Below are 19560 nucleotides of genomic sequence, written 5' to 3' on the forward strand. Positions count from 1 at the left end.
ATGAAGAAACAATTATATATCAATGGTGAATGGAGAGACTCAGCAAACTATGCTGAACTCCTCTCTCCCTATACAAATAAAGTGATTGCGCAAATTCCACAAGCTTCAAAGGAGGAAGTGGAAGAAACCATAGAGATGGCGCATCAAAAAAGAACAGCGATGGCTCGTTTGACTGCCTACGAGCGTGCAGAAATATTAGAAGAGCTTGTTCTATTATTTAAGGAAAATCGACAAAAAGCTGCTGAAATCATTTCTTTAGAATCAGCGAAACCATTGAAATTCTCACTAGGTGAAATTGACCGTACGATTGAGACATATAAATTCGCGGCTGAGGAAGCAAAACGCTTAACAGGTGAAATGATTCCGATGGACGCAGCTAAAAACGGGGCTAACCGATTCGGTTATACAATCGAGGAACCGATTGGCGTAATTGGTGCCATTACACCATTTAATTTTCCACAAAATTTAGTAGCACATAAAGTGGGACCAGCGATTGCCTCTGGAAACCCGATTGTATTAAAACCAGCATCGCAAACACCATTATCTGCTCTATTTCTTGCTGAACTCCTTGACCAAACTTCTTTACCTAAGGGTGCATTTAACGTAGTTACTGGCAGTGGTCGTATTGTCGGAGATGCCCTTGTCGAGAATCCGCTTGTGAAAATGATTACTTTCACTGGTAGCCCAGCCGTTGGTATTGGTATTCGCAATAAAGCAGGACTAAAGAAAGTTGCTTTAGAACTCGGCTCTAATGCAGGACTGATTATTGATAGAAACGTAGACTTAGAAGAAATCGTAGCTAAATGTGTAACAGGTGCCTTTTCTAACCAAGGGCAAGTCTGTATTTCTCTGCAACGCACTTACGTACTAGAAGAGATTTTTCCTGCGTTCGTTGAAAAGTTTGCCGAAGCTACTCAGGCATTAACAATCGGAGATCCAATGCATGCAACAACTGACCTATCAGCGATGATTCATCCAGCTGAACAGGAGCGAGCATTGAGTTGGGTTGATGAAGCAGTCTCCTTAGGAGCAGAGATTATTACAGGCGGAAAAATTGAAAATGGCGTATTTTTACCAACCATCTTAACGAATGTCGATGCGACTGCAAAGGTTTCTTGCCAAGAAGTGTTTGCCCCTATTGTTATTGTTAACCGTATCTCTTCAATTGAAGATGGTATTATTGCAATCAATGATTCTGACTATGGTTTGCAGGCTGGTATTTTCACTAATGATATTCAAACTGCCTTCCATGCTTCTAAAGCACTTGAAGTGGGCGGCGTGATGATTAATGATATTCCGACCTATCGTGTAGACCAAATGCCATATGGCGGAGTGAAAGAAAGCGGTACGGGCAAAGAAGGTTTGAAATACGCGATTCACGAAATGACTGAAACTAAATTAATTGTTTGGAACCAAAATTAATTAGAGGAGTGACCATCATGTCTGAGAAAATCACCTTTACACCTATAAGCTACACAGGCTGGGATGCTCTTTCCCACCTCGTTGAAGAAGTAGAAAAGTTTAACGTTAAAAAAATCCTTGTGATTACTGACCCTTTTTTAAAAGAAATTGGCTTAACGGATAAAGTGACGCATCCACTTAATGAGGCAGGATATATCACTGATGTTTACACTGATGTTGTTCCTGAACCACCACTTGCCGTTGGGGAAAAACTGGTCTCCTATACGCGCGAACACGCTTTTGATATGGTCATCGGCATCGGTGGCGGAAGTGCACTTGACTTAACAAAATTAGCTGGCGTTATCGCTGTTCATGAAGGTGATGTAGCTGATTATTTAAATCTAACCGGCACAAAATCGATTACAAAAAAAGGATTACCGAGTATCTTAATTCCAACTACATCTGGAACAGGATCAGAAGTAACAAATATCTCCGTCCTTTCATTGGAAACAACAAAAGATGTCGTCACGCATGATTATTTACTTGCAGATGTAGCTATTGTTGACCCAGCACTCACAATGTCTCTTCCTGCAAAGGTAACAGCTGCTACTGGGATCGATGCCCTTACACATGCGATTGAAGCATATGTGTCTAAAAATGCTAGCCCAGTCACGGACGCTTTAGCACTACAGGCCATTCGCCTAATCAGTCAATCCATCCGCACAGCTGTTCATCATGGCGACAATAAACAAGCACGCATTGACTTGAGCTATGGTAGTTATTTAGCTGGTATTGCTTTCTTTAACGCAGGTGTAGCTGGGGTTCATGCACTTGCTTATCCATTAGGCGGGCAATTCCATATTGCCCATGGTGATTCAAACGCTGTTCTTCTGCCATATGTGATGGGCTATATTCGTTCTGCATGTGAAAAAAGGATGAAGGATATTCTCGATACAATGGGCTTTAGCTCTACCCATCTTTCACAAGAAGAAGCTTCCCACCGTTGTGTAAAAGAATTAAAACGCTTAGTCGAAGATGTTGGCATCCCGACTTCTTTAAAAGGCTTTAACATTGGCCATAATGCACTTGATTCGTTAACAGAAGATGCGACAAAACAAACTCGTTTACTCGCGCGAAGTCCAATGGAATTGTGTAAAGAGGATATATATACAATTTATGAAGCCGCCTTTGAGGGTAAAGTAGTTGATCAAACGCTAGTAAAAGCATGATGATAAAAAGGGGTGCAATTAAATTACTTGCATCCCTTTTTTATTAGATAAGAAAGTATAAAATTTTTCAATGAGTTTTCATGTCTAGCTCCAGGCGCCATCGGCTCGAGGTCATAAGCCGATAGGCAGGCGCCTTGCGCTTTTCTTATTAATCTGTTTTCAATTCATAATGAGCTACTCGATTCTCTTTAAATGTAATGATTAGCCATTCACTATCAATACTAATGATACTCCTTTCATTACCCAAATAATAAACGATGTTATTGTCACTCTTAAAATACGTGTTTTCTGTTGGTGTTCCTAGTTTTTCAATTACTTCGTTATAATGTCTATTTTTTAAATCATACGTATTTAACAAATCGTCTATCATTCCCACTCGTTTGTGTGGATTATTTCTCCAATCCATTTCATTAAATTTGGCATGAACGCCATTAAAAACTAGTAGGCTAATCAATGCGATTGGCAATACCAATGCTAAAGAAAACAACCAAAGTTGCTTGGGCTTCTCCCTCCTATTTGGACGTAAGCGTTTTATCGCAAACCACACACATAAAAAATACAATACACTTGGTAAAATGGCATATAGCACCGTATGAAGATTCATATTAACATCAGCCAGCGAAAACAAAATGAACAGTAGAAGATTAACCATCAAGTACAATATCGTTACGATAACTAGAAGAGGTAAAACTGCTTGAGTGAACTTCATAAATTAGAATAAGCTCCTTTTATTCATTTGGTATTATTATACATTCATTTAAGTTGATATTGGTAGTTATCTAGAGTGATTGTTTTCACACGGTCAGGGGAGGCGAACATGGCATTCTGGTGGCTATTAAAATTATTCTCCTAGAAGGCAGTGACTGCTCCTTTGCGGCGCTCTTTAATTACATTCAACTGTCAGTGTCAAGCTAGCGATGTACATATTTGATTATTTCAGTAAGTACAAAATGAAATATATGATGTGGGGTTTTATGGGAGTTGCCAACACATCTTGGCGGGTTTTCATCTTTTGTGTACGCATTTTCCTTTTGCCTATACATCTTGGCAGTTATCTCATGAAAGTGTACCATTCCTTGATTATGTCAGGTGATTCTCGTTTCTATGCTCCCCCCATCCCCCATTGATGGATTTCCTTTAAACAATGATTTCTTCTTTTGTAAATTTTTCACATGACAGGATTCTATCAAAAATAGCTTGATTGCCTTAATCCTTCACCGATAAAGTTATTATAAATTTCCGAAAATGATTGACTTCTACTCTAGGTAATTATACACTGAATGAGAATGATTATCGTTATTAAATTACTACATACGATTGTCACAGTTTAATAGAAGAGAAGGGGAAAAAAATGAAAGCAAAGAAGTCGTTCTTATTACTACTATTACTTGTATCTACCGCCATGTTTGCCTTAATTGGTTGCTCAAATAATGAATCAACCGCTTCTGAAGATGAAAAAGATAAAGAGGCGGAAACAACTACAGATCAATCATCCGAAACAGAATATCCAATTACGATTGAACATGCTTTTGGTGAAACAGTGATAGAAGAAAAACCTGAAAGAGTAGCAACAATTCAATGGGCGAACCATGATGTTGTACTAGCCCTTGGCGTTGAGCCTGTCGGTTTTTCTGCAGCAAACTATGGTGTAGAAGATGGTAGTGGCTTACTTCCATGGACTACGAAGAAACTTGAAGAACTTGATATTAAAGATCCTAATATTTATCAAGATACAGATGGTCTTGATTTTGAAGCGATTGCAGACTCCAACCCTGATGTTATCCTTGCTGGTTACTCTGGAATTACACAAGAAGATTACGATTTATTAACACAAATTGCACCAGTTGTCGCATATCCAACTACTCCTTGGACAACAACATGGCGTGAACAAGTGCTTCTTAATGCCAAAGGGATGGGTATGGAGAAAGAAGGAGAACAACTCATTAAAGATACAGAGGATTTAGTTGCGGAAAAAGTTGCAGAGTATCCTGAATTAAAGGGGAAAAAAGTAGTTTGGGCTAACTTCTCAGCAAACGATTTGTCTCAGTTCCACCTCTATACACCTGCTGATCCACGTGTGGCATTCCTAAAGGAAATGGGATTAGAAACACCTGAGAGTATTACCAATCTAATCCAAGATGAAAATGCATTCTCTTTATCTTTAAGTGCTGAAAATGCTGATGTACTTAATGATGCTGATATTATCATCGGTTATAATGATGAAAGCACATATGACGCAGTAAAAGCAGACGCTCGTCTTGGCAAAATTAAAGCTATAGAAAGAGGATCGGTTGTCTTTATTGGTAACAACACACCACTTGCAGCTTCCGGGAACCCTAACCCGCTTTCTATCGAATATACAATCGATGAATACTTAGAATTAATCGCAGATGCGGTTGAGAAAGTTGATGAATAATTTAATTGAAAAGCAAGTCCCAAAAAGGCATCTACCAAAGCATTTGATAATTGTGCTCGTCGCATCTATCATTCTACTATGCTTATGTGTTGTTGCCTCTTTGGCATTTGGCGCAAGGTTTGTATCATGGAATGAGTTACTTACCGGTCTATTTCACCCAGAAATAGAATCATTTAGTTCAAGTGTTGTGCAAGAACGCATCCCTCGTACGATTTTTAGTTTATTATGCGGTGCTGCTCTTGGTGTTTCCGGTGCACTCATGCAATCTGTAACAAGAAATCCAATTGCTGACCCTAGTATTCTTGGCGTAAATACAGGGGCAGCGCTTTTTGTCGTCTGTGGGATAGCTTTTTTTCAAATTAGCAGTGCAGCTGAATATATTTGGTTTGCGATTGTTGGAGCTATGCTAACAGCGATTTTTGTATATGGAATTGGTTCAATGGGGAGTTCAGGTGCGACCCCACTTAAGCTCGTCTTAGCTGGGGCAGCAACAAGTGCCGCTCTCTCTTCCCTCGTTAGTGCCATTATGCTATCTCGTACATATGTCATGGATCAATTTAGATTTTGGCAAGTAGGTAGTGTAGGATCTGCTAACTGGAACTTAATCCTCACTTTTTTACCTTTTTTAGTTGCAGGGATTTTGCTTGCGATCATGACTGCTTCTGCTTTGAATGCATTAGCACTCGGTGACGAAGTGGCTACCGGACAAGGTGTCAGAACCGGTATGATTCGTTTAATCGCTGCATTTGCAGGGGTCATTTTATGTGGTGCCGCAACTGCGCTAGCCGGTCCAATTGGCTTTGTCGGTTTATTAGCGATGCATTTGATGCGACTCATTCTAGGTGCTGATCTTAGATTCACCATTCCCATGTCGGCAATATCAGGTGCAGTCATTTTAACAATCGCAGATATCGCTGGTCGTATCATCGGTAGCCCAGGGGAGTTAGAAGCTGGAGTTGTTACAGCCTTTATTGGAGCGCCTTTATTAATATTTTTAGCGATTAGAATGAAGGTGCGTTCACTATGAGACATCCATTATTAACCGTTATTAAACAAGGACGAATAAAAAGAAGACAGCGCTGGTTACTGATTAATAGCATACTCTTTGCTACAGCCTTAGCATTATGCTGTGCCATGCTCATGTTTGGTAACTCCTATTATCCGCCACAAGAGATTTGGAGTGCACTAACAGGGAATGCTGCTGGCGGTGCTTCCTTTGCCGTCAATACAATCCGTTTCCCGAGAATGTTAGCTGGTTTTTTTGCTGGTATTGCTTTCGGCATAGCAGGGAATACATTTCAAACGATGCTAAGGAACCCGCTTGCTAACCCCGATATTCTGGGTATTACTGCTGGTTCAAGTGTGGCTGCTCTAATTTGTATTCTTATTTTCCATACAAGTAACACGGTCGTATCTATTGCATCTGTCATTGCCGGATTATTAACGGTTTTCCTTATTTTTATTTTATCTAAAGGAAAATCTTTTTCCATCGGACGATTAATACTAGTCGGTATTGGTATTCAAGCTATGTTGAGTGCAGCCATTTCTTTTCTATTAATGCGAGGGGCGCAAGAAGATATACCTACTGCCTTACGATGGTTAAACGGCAGCTTGAATGGTGCTCAGCTAGATTCAACGATTCCATTAATGATTACTGTCATCCTATGCGCGCCTATTGTTGCCATTTTGGGTAGACAGCTCGGCATTCTTGAATTAGGTGAAGAATCGGCGACATCGCTCGGACTCAATACGAATCAAACAAGAATACTCCTTGTACTAACTTCGGTTGCCATGCTAGCCATTGCCACCGCAACGACCGGACCGATTGCTTTCGTTGCCTTTTTAGCTGGACCGATTGCCAAAAGACTAGTTGGTGTCGGGTATTCTAATGTCATTCCTGCAGGTCTCGTTGGTGTGAATCTTGTTTTAGCAGCTGACTTGATTGGTCAGTTTGCTTTTACAACTAGATATCCTGTTGGTATTATTACTGGATTACTCGGGGCACCATATCTAATTTACTTACTTATCCGTATGAATCGAAAGGGTAGTTTATAATGAAAACAATACACCAATTTGAAACGAAGGAAGTCATAGCCGGTTATGATCAGAAAACGATTCTCCATGGGTTGGATGTGGAGATTCCAAGCAATAAAATAAATGTCATTATCGGGGCAAATGCTTGTGGAAAATCGACTTTGTTAAAAACGATGGCGAGGCTAATCAAACCACAGTCCGGTCAGGTTATTCTTGATGGGAAATCAATTGATCAAATTCCACCGAAGCAACTCGCTCGGGTACTCGGTATTTTACCACAGTCCCCTATTGTTCCAGAGGGAATTACAGTAACTGATCTCGTTGGTAGAGGGCGTTATCCTCACCAGAAAATGTTCAGTGGTTGGTCTAAGAAGGATTATGAAGCGGTAGCTGAAGCAATGGAAATTATGAATATCGTAGAACTTGCCGATCGTAATATTGACGAACTATCTGGTGGTCAGAGACAACGAGTATGGATCGCCATGGCACTGACACAACAAACAGATATTTTATTTTTAGACGAGCCGACTACGTTTTTGGACATTGCCTATCAAGTAGAAATTTTAGATTTATTAACCGATCTCAATCGTAAATACGGGACAACTATCGTCATGGTTTTGCATGACATTAACTTATCTGCACGTTACGCAGATTACATTTTCGCATTAGAAAAAGGGCAGCTCATCGCAGAAGGTGAACCTTCTCAAGTCATCACAACTGATCTTGTGAAACAAGTCTTTGGTCTAGATTGCACTGTCATCAATGACCCTGTCTCCCTCTCACCTATGGTTGTACCTAGGGGCAGATACCATGTACAAGTAAATGAATCGTTATAAGAACAAGAAACTCGCTTCTGTAAAATGAGCGAGTTTCTTTTTTTTACAGTAAATAACACCTTCCTGTATTTGCTAATATCATTGATAAATGGTATGATGAATATAATTATTTTTGTTCGGTGTAAAATTGAGAGAGAGGAAATCTCTTCTAAGGAATTTTTTGTCTTAAAATCGTATGTTTGAACAAGGGTAGTAATACATTTGTGGTAACCCCACAACAGGAGACGATAACATGGAAACAGGTACAGTAAAATGGTTTAACGCAGAAAAAGGTTTTGGATTTATCGAGCAAGAAGGCGGAGAAGATGTATTCGTACATTTCAGCGCAATTCAAAGCGAAGGCTTCAAATCTTTAGACGAAGGTCAAAAAGTTACATTTGACATCGAACAAGGTCAACGTGGTCTTCAAGCAGCTAACGTTAACAAAGCATAATTACTATAGAAAAAAAGACTCCATCTAGGAGTCTTTTTTTCATTAACGGTAAGGACACATTATCTTCACTAATGAAAGGGATTGAGATTATGAGCGTAGAAATGTTTCGTATCGGGGAAATGGTAAATATAAAAAGGACGAAAGAGCAAGTGATTATATCAAAAAGCCAGTATGTAAAAAATATGAAAAGATACTCTTATGTCGTTAATAAATATCCTGGTACATTTTTCTTTGAAGAAGAATTGATAAAGCGCGAAAAGAATTAAGTTCTTGCATCTGTAATCAGTGATTCTATTTTTATGCTAAAATTATAGTATCAATCAATTTTGGAGAGATGTTCGATGATCAGTAAAGTAAAGGATAAAACAGTTTACCAATCACTAGTGGATACGTCTACTAAATTATTTGAGTTGTTAACTAAAAACTTAGATGTCAATTCTGCATATATAGCCAAAAAAGTAGGCAATAAAATGACTGTTATTAATTCCTATAATAAAGTGGAATTTATCATACCAGACGATATTGCTGTTGATTATCAAGAATCGAATTGCAAACTTGTATTAGAAAATAATGAACCTGTGAAAACCGTGATGAATTTAATGGCTAATGAAGAAACAAAAAAGCGAAAAATCACCGATGAGCTTGGTGTGAAAGCCTTTATTGGGGTTCCGTTAAATCGCACAGATGGATCAAACTTCGGCACGCTCTGTTTAATGGATAAAGATGAAAAAAACTTTACCAATGAACAAGTGGAAATGGTCCAGTCCATTGCCGATGTCCTCTCCTATATTATTGAACTCGATGACCTTTATGAAGATATTGATTTACTCAGCGTACCCATTATTCCGATATCAAAAGGGATTGCTATCTTGGCACTACAAGGCAACGTCAACGATAAAAGGGAAAGAAAAATTCTTGAAGATACATTAAATTATACATTAAGCCATAAAATTTCTTCTTTTCTCATTGACTTATCTGAAATGCAAATCTCTAATTATGAATTTTCTGATGCACTTAATCGATTAGTCTCGGCTCTTAAACTTATGGGCGTGAAGGTAATGCTTTCTGGTATTCCAACAGCACTTGCTAGCTCAACAAGAATGAGAGACCAATTCCAATATCTAGAAGTAACATTTGTCAGAAGTATTGAAGATGGACTAAAAAAATTAGGTTATCAAATTGTGGAACGTGAAGAAGAGCAGTAACTCCTACTGCTCTTCTTCACGTTCCCATGTCTTAACCTTCCTATTAGACGAAAGTCTCCTCTTCTCTCTTTGACAGCATAGTCATTCCCGCTTTTATAAGCTAAATATCTCCATACCTCTTTAATGGCCTTGTTTAGAATCTACCTCTTCCTACTAACCTTCCTTGTGCGAATCAATCAAATGGTTAAAAAGTAGTTTAAGTGTACAAGCACTAAATGCATCCTTTGCATAAAACTATTAGAAAAGGAGGTATTTTCATATGGTAAAAATATATATCGATCCTGGTCATGGTGGTACTGACCCTGGAGCAGTAGGTAATGGTTTACAGGAAAAGAACCTTACACTACAAATAGCTACAAAGGTAAGAGATTTATTATTAGGATATAGTAATGCTGAGGTACGAATGAGTCGAACAGGTGACCAAACCGTTTCTCTTGCCCAAAGGACAAACGATGCCAACGCTTGGGGGGCCAATTACTTCTTATCCATTCATATTAATGCCGGTGGCGGTACTGGCTATGAGGATTATATCTATCCTGGATCCGGCACACCTACAACAACCTATCAAAATATCATCCATGAAGAAATAATGAAAGTCGTTAACTACGCCGATCGTGGCAGAAAGCAAGCCAATTTTCACGTATTAAGAGAAAGCAATATGCCTGCTATTTTAACAGAGAACGGTTTTATTGACACAGTTGCTGATGCCAACAAATTAAAACAAGCGTCATTTATTCAAGCCATTGCCCAGGGACATGTAAATGGACTCGTACGTGCCTTCAACCTGGTTCCATCAGGAGGAGCTATCTATCATACAGTTGTCAGCGGAGATACTGTCTACGCCTTATCTCAAAGGTATGGAAGCACAATTGCACAAATTCGAAGCTGGAATGGATTAGACGCTAATTATACGATTTATCCTGGGCAAGTTTTGCGGGTGAAATAAAGCAACTATTTTATATTAAAAGTTAAAGTCGGGCTGCCCCTTAAACATAACAAGCCCGACTTCCTCTTTCGAATATAAACTTTCTTATGCTTTCTGACTTTCTTTCCATTGTACAATCGATTTAGCTAACTTTTTTGGCGTATTTTTAAAAGCGTCTATTGTGCTCCCAGCTAAATGTGCAGTAATTGTTACATTATCAAGATCTAAAAACGGACTAGCCTCTCCTAAAGGTTCATGGTCAAAAGTATCAATCGCTGCACCAGCAATTTGTTTCTCATTTAATGCTCGAATAAGATCTTCTTCACATACTAGTCCTGATCTAGCTGTATTGATAAGAACAGCAGTACTTTTCATCATCGCTAACTGTTCATACCCGATAAGATGCTTCGTTTCCTCCGTTAATCTCCCATGTAGAGTCACAACATCTGAATCTGACAATATAGTTTCTAAATCTACTTGTTCAAAAGCCGTTTCCCCCTGAAAATAGGGATCATAGAAAATAATTCTAGTATCAAACCCACTTAGAAATTTGCCAACAAGTTGCCCAATATGACCATAGCCAATGATTCCTATTGTTCTATCTTCTAATTCTGGTACGAAATCAGCATTACTAAAATCTTTGCGCCAATCTCCTTGTTTTAAGGCAGCATGTGAACGGGCAATATTTCGAATTTCAGATAGAATCATCCCCACCGTAAATTCAGCTACACTTCTTGCATTTCTACCGGGTGTATTAATCACTTCTACCCCTCTTGCTTTAGCCTCATTAATGTGAATATTTTCTACACCTCCACGTAAAACCCCTATCAATTTAAGATTTGTGGCTTTCTCGATCACTTTTTGACCAATTGGTGCAAATTGTGTAATAATCACCTCATACTGATCGATATCGTCATATAAGTTTTCTGGTAAACATACTGCTTCACTACCTTGTTGCTCAATAGCAAGATTATCCTTTTGCAACGCTTCTAAATTCTCATGTCGCCATTCTCGAATCGCCAGCTCGATACCGTTATCTATTAAAGTTTTTAATCCTTGTTCCATCATTTCCTTCGTAATAAATAAATCCGCAATTGCTAAGCATTTCATCTGTGCTTCTCTCCTTATCTCATTAACATTCCACCAGTAGCATCAACTGTCGCCCCGGTCATATACTTAGATTTTTCTGATACTAAAAAAGCTGCAATATCTGCCATTTCTTCTGGTTTTGCTACTCTCCCAACTGGAATTCGATTGACATAATAATCACCTTTTTGCTGCAAGGAATCTTTAATCATATCGGTTTCTACAATACCGAGTGCCAAGTTATTAACTGTAATATCATCCTTTGCATGTTCTCTAGCAAGTGAAATCGCAAACGCAATCATCCCAGACTTACTAGCTGCATAGTGTGAATGACCTGTTGTTGAGCCATAAAACGCTGCCTGTGACGTAATATTGAGGATACGACCACTTTTCTTATGAAATAAACAGTGTTTTATAAACCCTTGTGAAGTTAGAAACACACTATCAAGATTAATTCCGATTGTCTTCTGCCATTCTTGTAAGGACATATCTTTAATATAATTGGTTGGCCATACTGCAGCATTATTCACTAAAATATCAATCGATTCCTCTATCCGTTCACTTGCCTTTTCCATTAACTCTGCTACTGCTTTCTCATTCGAAAGGTCGAGTTGAATGGCCACTGATTTTTGTCCATATCCTTGTATCTCTTTAACTACTGCCTCTGCTTGTTCTCTGTTCCCTTGGTAAGTAAGGACCACATTCGCCCCCTCTTTACCGATGGTTCTAGCAATCTCTTTGCCTACGCCACGAGAGGCGCCGGTCACAACAGCTGTTTTTCCTCTTAAGCCTAAATCCATTCTTATATCCCTACCTTCCATACCTCTTCCATTTTCGCTAGTGTCTGTTTATATTGTTGATATTTTTTTTCATAGATTGCCTTGTTCTCAGGGCGAGGTTGAATAATACGATTCACTTTCACCATTGCTTCAGCCGCTTCTTTAATTGATTCGTAGTCCCCATTCATAACGGCTGCACACATCGCAGTTCCCAGCGTTCCATGTTCTTTTACTTCAACAATTTCTAATGGTATTTGCAAGCTATCAGCAAATATCTGTAACCACACATCAGATTTTGTCACACCGCCAGCTATTCTAGAGGCTTCAGGTTTTTCAATATATTTTAATAATCTTTCAATATGATAGATATGTCCAAAAACAATCCCCTCATAAACAGCTTGAATAAAATGTTTCTTTTCATGCCAACTATTCATTCCAATAAAGCATGATGTCGCATGTGGCACTGTATTCGAACCGAATAAAAACGGAAAGAATACAAGCTGACTCTCCTCTGGTGTCGTTTCTTCCACCAACTCATTGCAAATATCATAAATCGATTGTCCTGTCAGTGCACATTGTTGTTTTTCCTCTATCATAAAATGATCAATAAACCACTCCAGGTTACTTGCTGAGGTTGGGCTTGCTTCCGTGGTTAGCCAATAGTCATCCAAGCAGTAAATCGATGTCATAAATAGTTCACAATCAATAACTGGTTTTTTCGTAATATATTCATTTATACTCCATGTACCTGCAACAATCGCTAATCGGTCTTCTTTTACCAAACCAGAGGCAACTGCCGAAGCTGCAATATCAAAAATCCCACCTGCTACAGGCGTCCCTTCCTGTAACCCTGTCATTTCAGCAATCTCTTTAGTAATGGCCCCACAATAATCTGTTGACTGTTTAAGTGGTGGCAATTTATCAATGAGATCGTCGATACCAAAAAAGGATAATAATTGTTGATCATAACAGCGGTCACGGACATTTAACAAATTTGTTCCTGAGACATCTGTTAGTTCTAAAAAAGCTTCGCCCGTTAATTTAAAACGTACATAATCTTTCACTGTAAATATATAATCTGCTTCTTCTATAACAGATGGTTGGTAATCCTTTAACCATCGCAGTAATGCTACAGGCTGACCCGCCCAAACAGATTGCATTGTCTTTGGTAGCACCTTTTCTTCAAAATTACTATCGCCGTACCATTCTTCTATATATTTCTTGGCACGATTATCTGTTGAGATAATCCCGTTATATACTGGCTCTCCTTTTTTATCTGAAAGATATAAACCATTCCCATGTCCAGTAATCGCAAGACCAACAATTTTACTTGTATCAATTGAACAATGATTAATTAACTCTCGAATGACTGCTAGATTCGCTTCCCATAACTCATACATATCACGCTCTGTATGATAGGGTTTTGGCATAATCATTTTTGTCTTCTTAGATGCTATGCCAACTTCTTTGCCACCCAAAGTATATAATGCTGCTTTTGTGATCGTACCTCCATTATCGATTCCCATAATATACTTCTCCATTGTTCTACCCCCTAAGATAATAATCCAGCAATCTTAATAATTATCCACCCTAACGGTGTGGTCGCTCCCCCAACAAGATTAGCAAGCTCGGTCTCTTTATGAAAACTACTAGGTAAAGCGACATTAGATAGGTTAGCAGCTTCTGTAAATCCAGCAGCTATATCGGTCCCTATATAGAGCACTAATGTCATAATCGCTATTCCGGTTATATATAATCTCACCATATTTTGTTTAAGGTAGGGCGCACACATGGCAAACAGAAATGAAAGCGATGCCAAATCAGTGAATGGCAATAAACGATTACCTGGTAAAATAACAGCAAGTAATAATGTCGTTGGTATCATTAGTAAACCCGTAGCTAACACCGACGGTCTTGCAATCAATAATGCCGTGTCCATCGCAATATAAAACTCTCGATCTGGGAACCTTCTTTTTAAAAACGTCTCGGCAGCTTCTCTAATAATATTTAATCCTTCAACAAGCACATCGACCATTTTAGGTAGTAGAACCATTACTGCCGCAACCGTTATACCAAGAGTCAGGACAGCAGCTACATCGAAACCAGCTAAAATCCCCAATAATGTTCCAATTAATGCGCCCAATGTCATGGGCTCTCCAAATATCCCAAACTTCTTTGTAACCGTTTCAGGATCTGCCTTTACATCCCTTAAACCTGGAATTCTTTCTATGATCCAATTAATCGCTATACCTACAGGAACAAAAATGGCTGTGGTCCCATGCGGAAATGAAATCCCTTTTAATTGATAATCTTCTTGTATACGTGAAGCCGTCTTATCAGCGATATAGAGTGTTACCAGAAAATGGACAATCGATGCTATAACTCCTAACCAAATATTCCCTGATAGAGTGTAAACAATTGCACCAACAATCATAAAAATCCAAAAATTAAAGATATCAATATTCACTGTTTTTGTTGCCTTCAAGAAAAGCAAAATTATATTTACTAGTATAAGCCCAAAAACAGCGAATGGCACTATTGGTGACCCCCAACCAATTGCTGCAGCTACTGGCCAGCCTGGGTCTATAATCGTTAAGTTCAAATTAAAACGCTCAACCATAGATTCTGCTGCTGGTCCAATGCTTTCAAGCAATAAGGTAATAATGAGATTAATACCCACAAAACCAATCCCAACTAGCATGGCTGCTTTAAACGCTTTACCAATAGGTACCCTAAAGCATAGTGCCAATAGAAAGAAAATAATCGGCATCATGACAGATGGACCTAAATCAATAACCCAATTTATAAGCTCCATAACGCTCCCCCTAAACTTTTTTTAAATAAAAAATCCCCCACAAAGAAACGGTACTAGACATACCAATTCCTTATGGGGGTTATTTCTCATGGACACTGAACCCTCAAATCTATTTTGTTGTCAAAATAACCATAAAGAAGATTGACTAGTTGTTACAGCCAAAAAGCCAGCTTTAAAAACAGAATCAAGTTGTTCTTTTTGATCAATAAATCCACCTGCCAACAAAGGTGTATGTGGTAAAACCTCTCTAATACGTTTAATATACTGTGTTGCAAATGGACCTGGTAAGACTTCTACTGCATCGAATTGCGATCCATTTAAAGCACTGAGAGATTGTTCAAAAGAACGTGAATCCAATAGAAAAATTCGATAGATTGCTATTAATCCTATCTTCCTCGCTTGTTGAAGTACACGCTGATTAGGTGAAATGACCCCATCCACTTTAAATAAATCCTTCAACCACTTTACTCCTTTTGCATCCTTTGTTAACCCTTCGACTAAATCAATATGAACAAGTACCTTTTTATTATGTTCATGGCATCTTTTTGTTAATTGACCTAAGTTCCCAATATGAACATCAGATAACAATATAAATGGTGACTGACTCTTTAAAGCATCATCTAAATATTTTAACTGTCGAATGGATGGGATAACTGTTTTTTCATTAAACATATGACACCTTCTATTTTTTGATAATTTTATCGTAAAACGCTTACATAATAGTGTCAATCTGTTTTACTTCAAGTCTATGATCCTATCTTTGGCTTAATGCCTTATAATCCTGATAGGCATCGGCAACAGTGCCACCTTTATGAATAATCGTATGGAGTGCCGCTATAGCAGCAACAGGATGATCATTTTGCGTTACGTTTCTCCCTACCGCTACTCCTTTCGCTCCCACACTCATACAATGATGAACAAATTCAAGATATTCTTGAAAATCATTTGTTTTAGGCCCGCCTAATGCTAATACAGGCCGTTTAGCAGCTTGAATAATTAACTGATCATCTTTTGTACCAGTAAATCTAGTTTTTATAATATCTGCACCTAGTTCCGTTCCTAGTCTAGCAGCAGTAGCAATAACGTCAGGACTTTTGGAAGCCTCATTTGTTACAGCATAACCATAAGGTAATGTTTCACACATATAAGGCATCTGCCAGTGATCTGCTTCTTTCGCTAATTTCAAAGCAATATCATGAGCTACTTCCTCATTTTCAGCACCAGGGAAAGTCATAGAAATGACCCCATCTGCTCCTAAGCGCACTGCATCTTCAACTGAAAAAGCAGCTTGTGTATACGGTACACTTGGATCATAAATTTTACTCGACATATCCACTCGCAAAAGCATCCCTACATCTGGAAACTCTTCCTCATAGATATTGGCCATTCCGTAAGTAACTAATATGGCATCTAAACCTTGGTTTACCATTTGAGGTAACACATGAATGGCCCTATCAATCCCCTCTGTTTTGTTAGAAAAGTAATAGCCATCTAGGGCAAGCACTAATGCTTTACCGTCTTCAGCAAATATTCGACGCATTCTTCTCTTCTTAGACATCCAATCTCTCCTTTTCAAATAAAAAAGACCTCATAAATACCCATTAACTAAACATTAGCTAATGTATTTATGAGGTCTCACGTCAACACATGACCGTAATTTTTTATATATTTTGTTTTAACATATTTATATTATCAGAAAAAACAATAAGTAGTCAAAGTTAATTTTCATTTATTAATTATTTACATCTAAAGTCTTTTATATTAATATTGTTATCGAAAACCGATATCGTTATTAGAAAACAAAGGGAGTCCTTATGGTTGGAAAACAATAAGATATTAAGAAAGTTATTTTTGGGCTTTATCCATATTCATATTTTACATCATGCCAAAGAGCATCCCATATATGGAAGCTGGATGTTAGACGAATTAAGAGAACATGGTTATACCATTAGTGCAGGTACACTATACCCTATATTCCACGGAATGGAAGCTGATGGTTTGTTGCTAAAAGAAGACCAATTGGTAGATGGGAAAATAAGAAAATATTATCGCATTACTGAAAAAGGTGAAGCTATTTTAATTGAAGCAAGAGCAAAGGCCTATGAATTATTCAAAGAAATTAAAGAGTAAAGGAGTCCTGCATGCAATACTTTAAAAAACTACTTGAGATTTTCATTGTATCAACAAGACTTGGTTTCACTTCTTTTGGAGGACCAGTCGCACATTTAGGTTATTTTCATCAGGAATATGTTCGAAAAAGAAAATGGATGGACGAAAAAAGTTATGCTGATCTCGTAGCATTAAGTCAATTTCTACCTGGCCCTGCAAGCAGTCAAGTCGGAATTGGCATTGGTGTCATGAGAGGTGGCGTTTTAGGTGGGATTGTATCTTTTATTGGCTTTACAATGCCCTCAGTCATTGCTCTTATTTTATTCGCTTACTTTGCTCAACAGCTTGGTCTAGTGGAATTTGGCATCATCCAAGGGTTGAAAATAGTTGCTGTAGTCATTGTTGCTCATGCCATTTTAGGGATGGCTAAGAGTTTAACCCCTGACTTGACTAGAAAATCAATCGCTTTATTCGCGCTTTTAATCACCTTACTTATTCCCCATAACCTATCGCAGATTGGGGTCATTCTGGTAGCTGGATTGCTTGGTTATTTTATGTTTAGTAAAAAAGAGGAGCATGACGGTTTATCATTACAAGTACCATTATCAAAGAAAGTAGGATTGGTTTGTTTAAGTTTATTTTTCGGGCTTTTAACCATCCTTCCGATTTTAAACAGTATAATTTCAAGTACTTGGCTAAGTATGGTTGACAGTTTCTACCGGGCTGGGGCATTGGTATTTGGAGGAGGACATGTAGTTCTTCCCTTATTAGAAAGAGAATTTGTTCCTACTGGATTCATTAGTGAGGAAGCCTTTTTATCTGGTTATGCCGCTGCGCAGGCTGTGCCTGGTCCACTATTTACCTTCGCAGCATTTATTGGCGCTGATATGAATGGTTGGTTAGGAGGCATGATTGCAACATTTTCTATCTTTTTACCTGCCATACTACTTATCTTTGGTGTCTTACCTTTTTGGCATGCATTAAGGAAGAATCATCACATAAGAGGAGCATTTATTGCCATTAACGCTGCTGTTGTTGGAATACTAATATCAGCCTTTTATATGCCCATATGGACGAGTGCTATTATTACGCCATTAGATTTTTCCTTAGCAGCTATATTATTCTTTATGTTGGTTTATTGGAAACTCCCCCCGTGGCTCATTGTTTTAGCTGGCGCAATAGGGGGAGTATTGATAGAAATGACTTGAACACCTTTAAGCCGTTATTATAAAATAACGGTTTACTTTATTTTTGCTTCATCTTCAATTGATTTTCTAGCTCCGTTACACGATGCTCTAGTTTCTGCCTTTCATCAAGCTCCATTCTTAATTTCTCCTCCATCAATTCTCCGTTTTTTAAATACCTTTTTATGACCTTACTCGCTGCTACAAATACAATGATCAGTAAGGTAGGAATGATAAGAACAAATGTCAATATTATGATTCCATTCACCAATGAAAACATATCCCCAAACCCCATGGCTTCTACTCCCAACTAAATGAAAATCTTATTGCTTAATTAGTATATAGGACACATTTTCCTATAGCCACTCTTTATGTACCTAAATATATAAGAAACAACTAATAGCATAAACTGAAACTTCAGCTAATAAAAATTTGTTTCCATATTCATTAACTTTTATTCCACCAAATAAGTTAACAGTAACACACGTACCTCATCGTACATCCTATATTCATCTAAAAAATGAGGATAATCTCTCATTACCCGTTTTAAAAACTCATATGTAGGGAACTGCTCAAAAAAGTCGGATGTCAATAATGATACTTGCCTTTGTGAAAGCTGATCTTGGCGGTTATTGGCAACGTAACTTAGACTACCTGCTATATTCATCCAGTATGTATGTAAATCTACAGATAAATCCTCTAATGGATACGAATCACCAAAATCATTATAGATCTTTGTTAAGTCTTCAAATGGCATGGGATGATATAGATTTTCCCTTTTTTCCATTAACTGTTCGAATATTGTTTGTTTATTGATATACCCACCACCGATTAGACGCTATTTGTTAAAACAGGGATAATAAAGGTTTCTATCGAGAGCTACTCTTCCCAGTATCAAAAGAACCACTGATAAAAGAAAAAACCCCCAATAACAATGATTATGAGTAACAATACATCTTTCCAACCCATCCCACTTACATCAGGGGACGGACTCTGACTTTTATTGATGCTATCATTTAGCGTAACTGTGGGTTGGTTCTCTTCCTTTTTCTTTCTATCTTCTGATGGCATTCATACACCCCTTTTTGTTTCGGACTGTAGGGAAAAG

General features: G+C 38.2%; 22 protein-coding genes. 12 read left to right on the forward strand and 10 right to left on the reverse strand.

All coding sequences use genetic code 11. The features are described 5' to 3' along the window. Together MKY26_RS14975 and MKY26_RS14980 are read left to right on the forward strand one after the other, a co-directional pair. Entirely contained in the window at positions 1-1422 is a 1422-nt protein-coding gene (locus MKY26_RS14975; RefSeq protein ID WP_340976627.1) for an aldehyde dehydrogenase family protein, read from the forward strand. A gap of 17 nt (positions 1423-1439) precedes the next feature. Continuing rightward, complete coding sequence (locus tag MKY26_RS14980; protein WP_341098010.1) at positions 1440-2630, forward strand: iron-containing alcohol dehydrogenase; 1191 nt, start codon at positions 1440-1442, stop codon at positions 2628-2630. Positions 2631-2778: 148 nt separating this feature from the next. Here MKY26_RS14980 and MKY26_RS14985 read toward each other — a convergent pair whose 3' ends face one another. Then, positions 2779-3339: a hypothetical protein gene (locus tag MKY26_RS14985; RefSeq protein ID WP_322909751.1), complete on the reverse strand. Its 561-nt coding sequence runs from the start codon at positions 3337-3339 to the stop codon at positions 2779-2781. Positions 3340-3981: 642 nt separating this feature from the next. On the opposite strand from MKY26_RS14985, the gene MKY26_RS14990 reads away from it, so the two are divergent. From MKY26_RS14990 to MKY26_RS15025, 8 genes are all read left to right on the forward strand, one after another. Beyond that, complete coding sequence (locus MKY26_RS14990) at positions 3982-5046, forward strand: ABC transporter substrate-binding protein (protein WP_307316036.1); 1065 nt, start codon at positions 3982-3984, stop codon at positions 5044-5046. Further along, positions 5039-6073, forward strand: coding sequence for a FecCD family ABC transporter permease (locus MKY26_RS14995; protein WP_307316040.1), 1035 nt, complete (start codon positions 5039-5041; stop codon positions 6071-6073). The genes MKY26_RS14990 and MKY26_RS14995 overlap by 8 nt, the downstream gene beginning before the upstream one ends. Continuing rightward, positions 6070-7101 (forward strand): FecCD family ABC transporter permease, encoded by a 1032-nt coding sequence (locus tag MKY26_RS15000; RefSeq protein ID WP_251162210.1) that lies wholly within the window; start codon positions 6070-6072, stop codon positions 7099-7101. The genes MKY26_RS14995 and MKY26_RS15000 overlap by 4 nt, the downstream gene beginning before the upstream one ends. Further along, positions 7101-7916 (forward strand): ABC transporter ATP-binding protein, encoded by an 816-nt coding sequence (locus MKY26_RS15005; RefSeq protein ID WP_341098013.1) that lies wholly within the window; start codon positions 7101-7103, stop codon positions 7914-7916. Before MKY26_RS15000 ends, MKY26_RS15005 begins: the two co-directional genes overlap by 1 nt. A 232-nt stretch (positions 7917-8148) precedes the next feature. After that, positions 8149-8349, forward strand: coding sequence for a cold-shock protein (locus tag MKY26_RS15010; protein WP_095371726.1), 201 nt, complete (start codon positions 8149-8151; stop codon positions 8347-8349). An 89-nt stretch (positions 8350-8438) separates the two neighbouring features. Further along, the gene (locus tag MKY26_RS15015) at positions 8439-8615 is read left to right on the forward strand and encodes a hypothetical protein (RefSeq protein WP_341098017.1); all 177 of its coding nucleotides are present in this window, start codon (positions 8439-8441) and stop codon (positions 8613-8615) included. A gap of 75 nt (positions 8616-8690) precedes the next feature. Next, positions 8691-9554, forward strand: a complete 864-nt coding sequence (locus tag MKY26_RS15020; protein WP_341098018.1) for a GAF domain-containing protein — start codon at positions 8691-8693, stop codon at positions 9552-9554. A gap of 259 nt (positions 9555-9813) precedes the next feature. Then, on the forward strand, positions 9814-10500 hold the full coding sequence (locus MKY26_RS15025; protein ID WP_340976636.1) for an N-acetylmuramoyl-L-alanine amidase: 687 nt from the start codon (positions 9814-9816) through the stop codon (positions 10498-10500). Positions 10501-10584: 84 nt separating this feature from the next. Here MKY26_RS15025 and MKY26_RS15030 read toward each other — a convergent pair whose 3' ends face one another. From MKY26_RS15030 to MKY26_RS15055, 6 genes are all read right to left on the reverse strand, one after another. Beyond that, positions 10585-11589 carry a 2-hydroxyacid dehydrogenase gene (locus tag MKY26_RS15030; RefSeq protein WP_307316051.1) on the reverse strand — a complete coding sequence of 335 codons (1005 nt, stop codon included), beginning with the start codon at positions 11587-11589 and terminating at the stop codon, positions 10585-10587. A gap of 14 nt (positions 11590-11603) precedes the next feature. Then, positions 11604-12386 (reverse strand): SDR family NAD(P)-dependent oxidoreductase, encoded by a 783-nt coding sequence (locus tag MKY26_RS15035; RefSeq protein ID WP_341098021.1) that lies wholly within the window; start codon positions 12384-12386, stop codon positions 11604-11606. Beyond that, on the reverse strand, positions 12368-13885 hold the full coding sequence (locus tag MKY26_RS15040; RefSeq protein ID WP_340976638.1) for an FGGY-family carbohydrate kinase: 1518 nt from the start codon (positions 13883-13885) through the stop codon (positions 12368-12370). Before MKY26_RS15040 ends, MKY26_RS15035 begins: the two co-directional genes overlap by 19 nt. An 11-nt stretch (positions 13886-13896) precedes the next feature. Next, positions 13897-15159: a PTS galactitol transporter subunit IIC gene (locus MKY26_RS15045; RefSeq protein WP_095371720.1), complete on the reverse strand. Its 1263-nt coding sequence runs from the start codon at positions 15157-15159 to the stop codon at positions 13897-13899. A gap of 120 nt (positions 15160-15279) precedes the next feature. After that, entirely contained in the window at positions 15280-15831 is a 552-nt protein-coding gene (locus MKY26_RS15050; protein ID WP_095371719.1) for a glycerol-3-phosphate responsive antiterminator, read from the reverse strand. 82 nt (positions 15832-15913) lie between these two features. Then, positions 15914-16717 carry a class I fructose-bisphosphate aldolase gene (locus tag MKY26_RS15055; protein WP_340976640.1) on the reverse strand — a complete coding sequence of 268 codons (804 nt, stop codon included), beginning with the start codon at positions 16715-16717 and terminating at the stop codon, positions 15914-15916. 260 nt (positions 16718-16977) lie between these two features. Here MKY26_RS15055 and MKY26_RS15060 point away from each other — a divergent pair, with 260 nt between their 5' ends. Both MKY26_RS15060 and chrA read left to right on the forward strand, forming a co-directional pair. Further along, positions 16978-17289 (forward strand): PadR family transcriptional regulator, encoded by a 312-nt coding sequence (locus tag MKY26_RS15060; protein WP_180316920.1) that lies wholly within the window; start codon positions 16978-16980, stop codon positions 17287-17289. Between the two features lie 11 nt (positions 17290-17300). Further along, entirely contained in the window at positions 17301-18476 is a 1176-nt protein-coding gene (chrA, locus tag MKY26_RS15065; RefSeq protein WP_340976641.1) for a chromate efflux transporter, read from the forward strand. Between the two features lie 37 nt (positions 18477-18513). Here the strand turns inward: chrA and MKY26_RS15070 are convergent, their stop codons facing one another. The 3 genes from MKY26_RS15070 to MKY26_RS15080 form a co-directional block, all read right to left on the reverse strand. Next, positions 18514-18747 (reverse strand): hypothetical protein, encoded by a 234-nt coding sequence (locus tag MKY26_RS15070; protein ID WP_095371716.1) that lies wholly within the window; start codon positions 18745-18747, stop codon positions 18514-18516. 159 nt (positions 18748-18906) lie between these two features. Next, positions 18907-19239, reverse strand: a complete 333-nt coding sequence (locus MKY26_RS15075; RefSeq protein ID WP_328198222.1) for a YxiJ family protein — start codon at positions 19237-19239, stop codon at positions 18907-18909. Between the two features lie 107 nt (positions 19240-19346). Continuing rightward, entirely contained in the window at positions 19347-19523 is a 177-nt protein-coding gene (locus tag MKY26_RS15080; RefSeq protein WP_307316069.1) for a DUF6366 family protein, read from the reverse strand. Positions 19524-19560 lie beyond the last annotated feature (37 nt).

Source organism: Cytobacillus sp. FSL R7-0680, assembly GCF_038009245.1.
Lineage (GTDB): Bacteria > Bacillota > Bacilli > Bacillales > Cytobacillaceae > Cytobacillus > Cytobacillus kochii.

Excerpts from the sequence above, each read along its gene's own strand:
- MKY26_RS14975 (WP_340976627.1), top strand. The coding sequence starts at position 1 with ATGAAGAAACAATTATATATCAATGGTGAATGGAGAGACTCAGCAAAC.
- MKY26_RS14980 (WP_341098010.1), top strand. The coding sequence starts at position 1,440 with ATGTCTGAGAAAATCACCTTTACACCTATAAGCTACACAGGCTGGGAT.
- MKY26_RS14985 (WP_322909751.1), bottom strand. The coding sequence starts at position 3,339 with ATGAAGTTCACTCAAGCAGTTTTACCTCTTCTAGTTATCGTAACGATA.
- MKY26_RS14990 (WP_307316036.1), top strand. The coding sequence starts at position 3,982 with ATGAAAGCAAAGAAGTCGTTCTTATTACTACTATTACTTGTATCTACC.
- MKY26_RS14995 (WP_307316040.1), top strand. The coding sequence starts at position 5,039 with ATGAATAATTTAATTGAAAAGCAAGTCCCAAAAAGGCATCTACCAAAG.
- MKY26_RS15000 (WP_251162210.1), top strand. The coding sequence starts at position 6,070 with ATGAGACATCCATTATTAACCGTTATTAAACAAGGACGAATAAAAAGA.
- MKY26_RS15005 (WP_341098013.1), top strand. The coding sequence starts at position 7,101 with ATGAAAACAATACACCAATTTGAAACGAAGGAAGTCATAGCCGGTTAT.
- MKY26_RS15010 (WP_095371726.1), top strand. The coding sequence starts at position 8,149 with ATGGAAACAGGTACAGTAAAATGGTTTAACGCAGAAAAAGGTTTTGGA.
- MKY26_RS15015 (WP_341098017.1), top strand. The coding sequence starts at position 8,439 with ATGAGCGTAGAAATGTTTCGTATCGGGGAAATGGTAAATATAAAAAGG.
- MKY26_RS15020 (WP_341098018.1), top strand. The coding sequence starts at position 8,691 with ATGATCAGTAAAGTAAAGGATAAAACAGTTTACCAATCACTAGTGGAT.
- MKY26_RS15025 (WP_340976636.1), top strand. The coding sequence starts at position 9,814 with ATGGTAAAAATATATATCGATCCTGGTCATGGTGGTACTGACCCTGGA.
- MKY26_RS15030 (WP_307316051.1), bottom strand. The coding sequence starts at position 11,589 with ATGAAATGCTTAGCAATTGCGGATTTATTTATTACGAAGGAAATGATG.
- MKY26_RS15035 (WP_341098021.1), bottom strand. The coding sequence starts at position 12,386 with ATGGAAGGTAGGGATATAAGAATGGATTTAGGCTTAAGAGGAAAAACA.
- MKY26_RS15040 (WP_340976638.1), bottom strand. The coding sequence starts at position 13,885 with ATGGAGAAGTATATTATGGGAATCGATAATGGAGGTACGATCACAAAA.
- MKY26_RS15045 (WP_095371720.1), bottom strand. The coding sequence starts at position 15,159 with ATGGAGCTTATAAATTGGGTTATTGATTTAGGTCCATCTGTCATGATG.
- MKY26_RS15050 (WP_095371719.1), bottom strand. The coding sequence starts at position 15,831 with ATGTTTAATGAAAAAACAGTTATCCCATCCATTCGACAGTTAAAATAT.
- MKY26_RS15055 (WP_340976640.1), bottom strand. The coding sequence starts at position 16,717 with ATGTCTAAGAAGAGAAGAATGCGTCGAATATTTGCTGAAGACGGTAAA.
- chrA (WP_340976641.1), top strand. The coding sequence starts at position 17,301 with ATGCAATACTTTAAAAAACTACTTGAGATTTTCATTGTATCAACAAGA.
- MKY26_RS15070 (WP_095371716.1), bottom strand. The coding sequence starts at position 18,747 with ATGGGGTTTGGGGATATGTTTTCATTGGTGAATGGAATCATAATATTG.
- MKY26_RS15075 (WP_328198222.1), bottom strand. The coding sequence starts at position 19,239 with ATGGAAAAAAGGGAAAATCTATATCATCCCATGCCATTTGAAGACTTA.
- MKY26_RS15080 (WP_307316069.1), bottom strand. The coding sequence starts at position 19,523 with ATGCCATCAGAAGATAGAAAGAAAAAGGAAGAGAACCAACCCACAGTT.